Raw genomic sequence first — 6,000 nt, forward strand, 5'->3', positions numbered from 1 at the left:
GCTGTTATCAACAACTGATTAAATGCGTTTATTGAGGTAAAAATTGGGTCCCGATACTTTCGCCCGCAAACAATTTGCTGAGCTTATCTGGGTAACGCCATGTCGCCACTTCAATCGGGCGACCTAAATCATTTGCCGCTTCCAGCGCCGCTTTCACTTTGACAATCATGCCATCCGTGATCACTTTGCCTTTAATGAGCGCATTGGCCTGCTGCTCATTGAGGCTCGACAACAAATGGCCTTTGCCATCCAGCACACCGCTCACATCGGAAAGCAGAACGAGCTCTGCATCCAATGCGCCAGCCACTGCAACGGCTGCTTGATCGGCGTTGACATTCATCATTTGACCATCAGCGGTCAGGCCAATCGAGCTGATAATAGGCAAACCACCAGCGGCTAAAATCGCTTGCACGATTTGTGAATCACCAGGAGAAGCCTTGCCCACTGCGCCGAGTTCTGGATCCAACTCTTCGACTTTGCATAACCCGCCATCAGCGAGCGATAAACCAACCGCATTTAAGCCATCTTTAATCGCTTGCCCTTGCAGCATTTTGTTGGCTGTTCCAGCCAGCGCGCCTGCAATCAGCGGAATTTGGTCATAAGGCGTGACACGCAAACCTTCTTTCTTCACGGTTTTTAGTTGTAATTTCGCCATCAGGTCATCGACGAGATAACCGCCCCCGTGCACGATGACAATTCGTCGCTGAGCTTGGGCTTGATACAGTGCGATTGCGCCAAACAGTTTGCTTAGCGTTTCAGAACAAGACAGCGCCGCGCCGCCTAACTTAATCACTAATGGATTTTGCTTTGTATCTGTCATATTTAACCCTTACGCTTGGTGCGTTACACCAAAGCCGTTAGCTCAGAAAAACCGTAATGAATATTTAAACACTGCATCGCTTGGCTCGATGCCCCCTTTAATAAATTATCGATCGCGGACACGACGATAATATGCTCACCTTGCACTCGCCAACCGAGGTCGCAAAATGGTGTAAATTCAACATCTTTGATGCTCGGCAAGGTTGATTTGAGCCGAACCGCTGGTTTGTTAGCGTACGCCTTCTCAAAAGCATGGCTGACTTGTTGCTCTGAAATACCTGATGCAAGCTTCATCGTCACGGTGGCCAAAATACCGCGTTTGAAATTCCCTAAGTGAGGCGTAAAAATCACATCACATCCTAAATGGGCGACGATTTCAGGTTGGTGGCGATGAGTAAACACGCCGTATGGCTGTAAACTCACTTCACAAAAACTGTTGGTTAATGTCGCTTTTCTGCCCGCGCCTGTGACACCGCTGGTGGCATTAATCACCGGCCATTGAGTTGTATCTAACAAACCCGCTTCAACCAAAGGCTTTATCGCAAGTTGCGATGCGGTTGGATAGCAACCCGCAACAGCGATCAATTGGCTCTGCTTAATTGCCTCACAATTCCATTCCGCCAGTCCATAAACCGCGTTTTCTAACCATTTAGGGTGTTGATGTTTAAAACCATAGTAATTTTGGTAAAAATCATCACCTTTGACGCGAAAAGCACCAGAAAGGTCGAAAACTTGACAATTTTGCGCAAGAAAAATAGGCGCGAGATCATGGCTCACCTCATGAGCCGTAGCTAAAAACACCACATCACATTGGCTTGCAACGCTCACCGGATCCATTAATGGTTGTACCTGCATGTCGACAATACCGGAGAGTTTGCCATGCAGCTCAGCCATTGGTTTTCCAGCATCTAGGCTATTGGCGGAAACGTATAAACCTGATAGCGTGAGTTGTGGGTGTTTTTGCACCATATACGCCAACTCAGCGCCGGTATAACCGCTAGCTCCGATAATTGTGGTTTTCAACATCTCGTGACATCCAATTTCAAGGTAAAAAAGACAATCTAAAAATGACTATAAATTTCAAAAAAAGACACTTAACTCGGTTTTTTATTCACACAAAGTGATTTAATATGTTTTTTACCTTCTCGCAATTACTCTGTCAATACTAGGAGCAAAGATAATATGCAATTACCCAGTTTTCTTGAGGTTTACCAAGGTCTGATTTCAACCTCTTCCATCAGCTCCACAGATGCTCGTTGGGACGAAGGTAACCAGAATGTGATTGATAAATTGGCAAGCTGGTTTTCCAGCTTAGGGTTTGTAGTCGACACCATTGAAGTCGCGCCGGGAAAATACAATTTAGTGGCGAAGAAAGGGTGCGGCGAAGGTGGCCTACTGCTCGCGGGGCACAGTGATACCGTTCCATTTGACGAAGGACGTTGGAATTTTGAACCACACGCGTTAACGCAAGCCAATGATCGTTTCTATGGCTTAGGCACGGCAGACATGAAAGGCTTTTTTGCTTTTATCTACGAAGCGGTGAAAAAAGTCGATTGGAGTAAACAGAGTAAACCGCTGTATGTGTTGGCGACCTGTGATGAAGAAACCACTATGCTCGGCGCGCGTCATTTCACTGAACATGCACCATTTCAACCGGATTACTGCATTATTGGTGAGCCGACTAGCCTTGTGCCCATCCGCGGCCATAAAGGCCACGTAGCCAACGCTATTCGAGTGACAGGAAAATCGGGCCACTCGTCTGATCCTGCTCTGGGCGTAAATGCCATCGAAATCATGCATGAAGTGCTGTTCGCGTTAATGCAACTGCGCGACAAATTGATCAAAGAGTACCATCACCCAGGCTTTGCCATTCCTCACCCCACTTTGAACCTCGGCCATATCCACGGTGGCGATAGTCCAAACCGCATTTGTGGCTGCTGCGAATTGCATTACGATGTGCGCCCGCTGCCCGGCATGAGTCTAGATGGGCTCGATAACTTGCTGCGCAATGCACTGAATGAAGTCAGTGCAAAATGGCCCGGTCGCATTGAGATTACCGCGCTGCATGATGCGATTCCGGGTTATGAATGTCAGCATGATCACCCCTTTATTGGCAACATTGAAGAGATTTGCAATACCGCTTCACAAACCGTGAATTACTGTACTGAAGCACCGTTCTTACAACAATTATGCCCAACACTGGTACTCGGCCCAGGTTCGATCGATCAAGCGCATCAACCGGATGAATTCCTAGCGTTTGAATTTATTGATCCAACCATCTCGATTTTGTCCAAAGCAATGTATAAATACTGCTTCTAGCCTACCAAGCTTACTCAAGCGATAAATGCCTGACAGGGTTTCTACGGTCGGGCATTTTTGTAATAAAATTTCAGTAATTTACGCCAATTATTCACCAAATGATCACGTTCAATAACATTCAGCAATAATCGTAAAAATAGTCGGCTTTATTTGACTCTACAGGGATCTTTTCGCTAGATTGTGTACTTAGCAAGGAACAATGGATGTAATTTTTTTACAAGGCAGGATGACAATGAACGAAAAATACGCTGCGCTCAAAAGTAACGTGAGCATGCTTGGCCGTTTGCTGGGCAACACCATTCAGGACGCCCATGGTGACGTTATCTTAGAGAAAGTGGAAACCATCCGAAAACTTTCAAAATCAGCCCGTAATGGCAATCAAGCCGACCGAGACAGCTTGGTTGAAGAGATCAAAAACCTTCCCAACGAACAGCTCACCCCAGTAGCGCGGGCATTCAACCAATTTCTTAACTTAACCAACATGGCCGAGCAGTACCACACCATTTCACGTCACTGTGAAGAACATGTGTGTGAGCCTGATGCGATTAATTTACTGTTTACTAAACTGAATCAAAATAAAATCAGTAAATTGGATGCTGCTCAAGCGGTACGCGATCTCAATATCGAGTTAGTGCTAACGGCTCACCCAACCGAAATTACACGCCGCACGATGATCAACAAGCTGGTGAAAATTAACGAGTGTCTCTCCAAGCTTGAACTCAGTGACCTTTCATTTAAAGAGCGCCAAAAAACCGAACGCCGTTTAGAACAGTTGATCGCGCAAAGCTGGCATTCAGATGTGATTCGTAAGCAGCGCCCTACGCCACTGGATGAAGCAAAATGGGGCTTTGCGGTGGTGGAAAATTCTCTATGGCAAGCCGTGCCTGATTTTCTTCGTGAATTTGATGAGCACCTCACCAACTACTTAGGTGAAGGGCTACCAATTGATGCACGCCCTGTGCATTTCTCTTCGTGGATGGGCGGCGACCGTGATGGTAACCCCTTTGTGACTCATAAAATCACCCGTGAAGTAATGCTGCTTTCTCGCTGGAAAGCGGCCGATCTCTACCTAGGTGATATCAATGAGCTGGTCAGCGAACTGTCGATGACCAAATGCAGTGACGCGCTACGCGATCTGGCTGGCATAGATGAACACGAACCTTATCGCGCCATTCTCAAACGCCTGCGTGAACTGCTCAGCGAAACACTGGAAGTGTTGGATGCCAAGATCAATGGCCAACAACTGGCACGCAAAGCACCACTGCAAAATATCGCACAGTTGTGGGAACCGCTTTATGCCTGCTACCAATCTTTACATCAATGCGGCATGGGCGTCATTGCCGATGGCTCGCTGCTTGATACTCTGCGCCGGATTAAAGCGTTTGGTGTGCATCTTGTACGTTTGGATATTCGCCAAGAGAGCACTCGTCACTCTGATGTGATCTCCGAGCTCACCCGTTATTTAGGCATTGGTGATTATGACCAGTGGAGCGAGCAAGACAAAATTGCGTTTCTCAACAATGAGTTGAGCTCAAAACGTCCTTTGTTACCTCGTGACTGGCAGCCTTCAGAAGCGGTACAAGAGGTGATCGACACCTGTAAAATCGTTGCTTCTCAGCCTCGCGAAGCCTTTGGTGCTTATGTGATTTCGATGGCTCGTACCGCATCAGATGTACTTGCCGTACATCTATTGTTGCAAGAGTGTGGCTGCCCTTATCGCATGGACGTTTGTCCACTGTTCGAAACTTTGGATGATTTAAACAACGCAGAAACGGTGATCCGCCAACTAATGGGCATTGATCTCTATCGTGGCTTTATTCAAAACCACCAGATGGTGATGATTGGTTACTCTGATTCTGCTAAAGATGCAGGTGTAATGTCCGCCGGTTGGGCGCAATACAGCGCAATGGAAGCTTTGGTTAATGTCAGTGAAGAGGCCGGAATAGAACTGACACTATTCCATGGACGTGGCGGCACCATTGGTCGCGGGGGCGCTCCAGCACATGCGGCACTGCTTTCACAACCACCCAAAAGCTTAAAAGGTGGCTTGCGTGTGACTGAGCAAGGCGAAATGATCCGCTTTAAACTTGGTCTACCAGAAGTAGCGGTCAATAGTTTTACGATGTACGCCAGCGCCATTTTAGAAGCGAACCTGCTGCCACCACCAGAGCCAAAACAAGATTGGCGCGACTTAATGGAGGTATTGTCTGAAGTCTCTTGCGAAGCGTATCGTCATATTGTTCGCGGCGAGCCGGACTTTGTCCCGTACTTCCGCCAAGCAACGCCAGAGCTAGAGCTGGGTAAATTACCACTCGGTTCACGTCCAGCTAAACGCAACCCTAATGGTGGGGTCGAAAGCTTACGTGCAATCCCGTGGATCTTCTCTTGGAGCCAAAACCGCCTCGTGCTACCAGCCTGGCTAGGTGCGGGAGAAGCAATTCAGTTTTCTATCGATAAAGGACACCAAGCACTGCTGGAAGAGATGTGCCGTGAATGGCCATTTTTCTCAACGCGTTTGGGCATGCTAGAGATGGTTTACTCCAAGTGCAACATTGAAATCTCACACTATTACGATGAACGCTTAGTCGATGAATCGTTACGCCCGCTCGGTGAGCGTTTGCGTTCTCAATTACAGAAAGACATCAAAGCGGTGTTAAATGTAGAAAACAATGAGAACTTGATGCAAAGCGATCCTTGGGGTCAAGAGTCAATCCGTTTGCGCAATATCTATGTTGAGCCATTAAATATGCTGCAAGCAGAGCTGTTATACCGCACTCGCAAAACCGAAACCGCACCAGCAGAGTTAGAAGAAGCCTTAATGGTGACTATCGCGGGTATTGCAGCAGGAATGCGTAACACAGG

4 protein-coding genes are annotated in these 6,000 nt (G+C 47.4%); 2 read left to right on the forward strand and 2 right to left on the reverse strand.

Annotation, left to right across the window (positions count from 1 at the left end; translation table 11 throughout):
* Positions 1 to 28: 28 nt before the first annotated feature.
* Both argB and argC read right to left on the reverse strand, forming a co-directional pair.
* Positions 29 to 820 (reverse strand): acetylglutamate kinase, encoded by a 792-nt coding sequence (gene argB / locus AACQ21_RS08205; protein WP_010317663.1) that lies wholly within the window; start codon positions 818 to 820, stop codon positions 29 to 31.
* Between the two features lie 23 nt (positions 821 to 843).
* Complete coding sequence (gene argC / locus AACQ21_RS08210) at positions 844 to 1,845, reverse strand: N-acetyl-gamma-glutamyl-phosphate reductase (RefSeq protein ID WP_017049213.1); 1,002 nt, start codon at positions 1,843 to 1,845, stop codon at positions 844 to 846.
* A 156-nt stretch (positions 1,846 to 2,001) separates the two neighbouring features.
* Between argC and argE the strand changes: the two genes are divergently transcribed.
* Together argE and ppc are read left to right on the forward strand one after the other, a co-directional pair.
* Entirely contained in the window at positions 2,002 to 3,138 is a 1,137-nt protein-coding gene (argE, locus tag AACQ21_RS08215) for an acetylornithine deacetylase (protein WP_010317659.1), read from the forward strand.
* Positions 3,139 to 3,370: 232 nt separating this feature from the next.
* Positions 3,371 to 6,000 (forward strand): phosphoenolpyruvate carboxylase (ppc, locus tag AACQ21_RS08220; RefSeq protein WP_105977420.1); only part of this gene is annotated, 2,630 nt, incomplete at its 3' end.

This window comes from Vibrio sp. V01_P9A10T6, assembly GCF_963877065.1.
In the GTDB taxonomy this organism is placed as follows: Bacteria; Pseudomonadota; Gammaproteobacteria; order Enterobacterales; family Vibrionaceae; genus Vibrio; species Vibrio anguillarum.

Bases quoted from the DNA above. Each gene is read 5' to 3' on its own strand.
- argC (WP_017049213.1), bottom strand. From the start codon at position 1,845: ATGTTGAAAACCACAATTATCGGAGCTAGCGGTTATACCGGCGCTGAG.
- argB (WP_010317663.1), bottom strand. From the start codon at position 820: ATGACAGATACAAAGCAAAATCCATTAGTGATTAAGTTAGGCGGCGCG.
- argE (WP_010317659.1), top strand. From the start codon at position 2,002: ATGCAATTACCCAGTTTTCTTGAGGTTTACCAAGGTCTGATTTCAACC.